This is a genomic window from Streptomyces sp. NPDC007084, assembly GCF_040703595.1.
Classification (GTDB): Bacteria; Actinomycetota; Actinomycetes; order Streptomycetales; family Streptomycetaceae; genus Streptomyces.
On sequence record NZ_JBEYFY010000125.1, the window covers coordinates 1 to 1,510 of the forward strand.

2 protein-coding genes are annotated in these 1,510 nt (G+C 38.3%); both read right to left on the reverse strand.

Going from position 1 to position 1,510, the window contains the following annotated elements; translation table 11 throughout:
* On the reverse strand, positions 1–336 hold a 336-nt coding region (locus AB0912_RS35855; protein ID WP_366707525.1), incomplete at its 3' end, for a polysaccharide biosynthesis C-terminal domain-containing protein.
* A 58-nt stretch (positions 337–394) separates the two neighbouring features.
* On the reverse strand, positions 395–1,075 hold the full coding sequence (locus AB0912_RS35860; protein ID WP_081196305.1) for an IS6-like element ISS1N family transposase: 681 nt from the start codon (positions 1,073–1,075) through the stop codon (positions 395–397).
* Between the last annotated feature and the right edge of the window lie 435 nt (positions 1,076–1,510).

Below are 1,510 nucleotides of genomic sequence, written 5' to 3' on the forward strand. Positions count from 1 at the left end.
GGCAAGGCATAGATACAAGACTTTATTCGGCAGATAAAATAAACAAAGAATTTGTACCAAAATGATCACAAAATTACTTATAAAAGTTCGCCATTTAATCTGAATCACCACAAATTTTTGCGTATCCTTGACACGAAATAAAAACGTTGTTAAGAATCCAAGCATTGAAGCTAATCCAGCACCATTCAAGCCAAATAATGGAATAAGTAATACTTGTGCAATGACACAAACGATTGCTCCAAATAAAAATGTGATAAATCCTCCTGTAGTTTTTTTAACTACAATATAACTTGTTTCAAAAAAATTTGCAAAGCTAGAAAATAATGCTGAGAGCATGAAAGGTTCTGTTGCGAAGTTTGAAAATCAAACGCGCTCTCTCTGAACTCCAAATATCTTAGGCTGGTATTCCCATTAATACCTTGATTTCAGTAGACACCGAAAAGCCGAAGAGCGTTCCATTTCTTCGGTTCTTTTTATATATTCCTCGAAGGGTCTCCATGCCCTTAATCGTGGAAGAGGCTGTACGGAGACTTTGATAAAATTTATTCCGTCGTTTAATAGGTCGATGGTCTTGTTCTATTAAATTGTTAAGATACTTCACAGTTCGGTGCTCTGTCTTAGGATATAAACCCACACTCTGTAACTTTCTAAAGGCGGAGCCAAGAGAAGGTGCTTTATCGGTCACAATTGCTTTCGGCTCACCAAACTGTTTATGGAGTCGTTTTAAGAAAGCATAGGCTGCTTGCGTATCCCGTTTCTTTCGTAACCAGATATCTAAGGTTAAGCCGTCCGCATCAATTGCACGATAAAGATAATGCCAACGTCCCTTAATTTTGATATAGGTTTCGTCCATTTTCCATGAATAGAAGGATTGTCTATTTTTCTTCTTCCAAAGATAATAGAGGACTTTGCTGTACTCTTGCACCCAACGATAAATCGTAGTATGACAAACATTTATTCCACGATCATATAACAATTCCTGAACTTCACGATAGCTTAGATTGTAACGCAGGTAGTAACCAACAGCGACAATAATGACGTCTTTTTTGAATTGTTTGCCTTTAAAATGATTCATTACTCTGTCCTCTCTGTCTTTTTTCTCAATTTTACACTAAAATAGATTTTTTGGAAAACTTTGCAACAGAACCCCTAAAACCATGGATGAACGAACAAAAAATCTCTCGTATTTTGTTTGTTCATCCACTAAAAATATGCGAACAGTATGGCTTCATTCAATCCTGTTCTTACAAGTCAAAAGCATCGAATCGTCCAAGGACGATTCAACAAAAAAAGTAGTCGTTTTTGGACGACTACTAAGTTCTAAACATTCATTACCCAAAATCAATTTGGTCTAACATCGTTTCTCGACTAGCTTGATCTAATCCAAGATACGTTAAGGTCATGGCTTCACTTGAATGGTTTTGGTGATGCCGCGCGGTGCGAGGTGCCGTGCCAGGTGCAGGGAGAGCTGCTCGACGGCGCGCTTGGTCATCGCGTAGGCGGTCTGGTC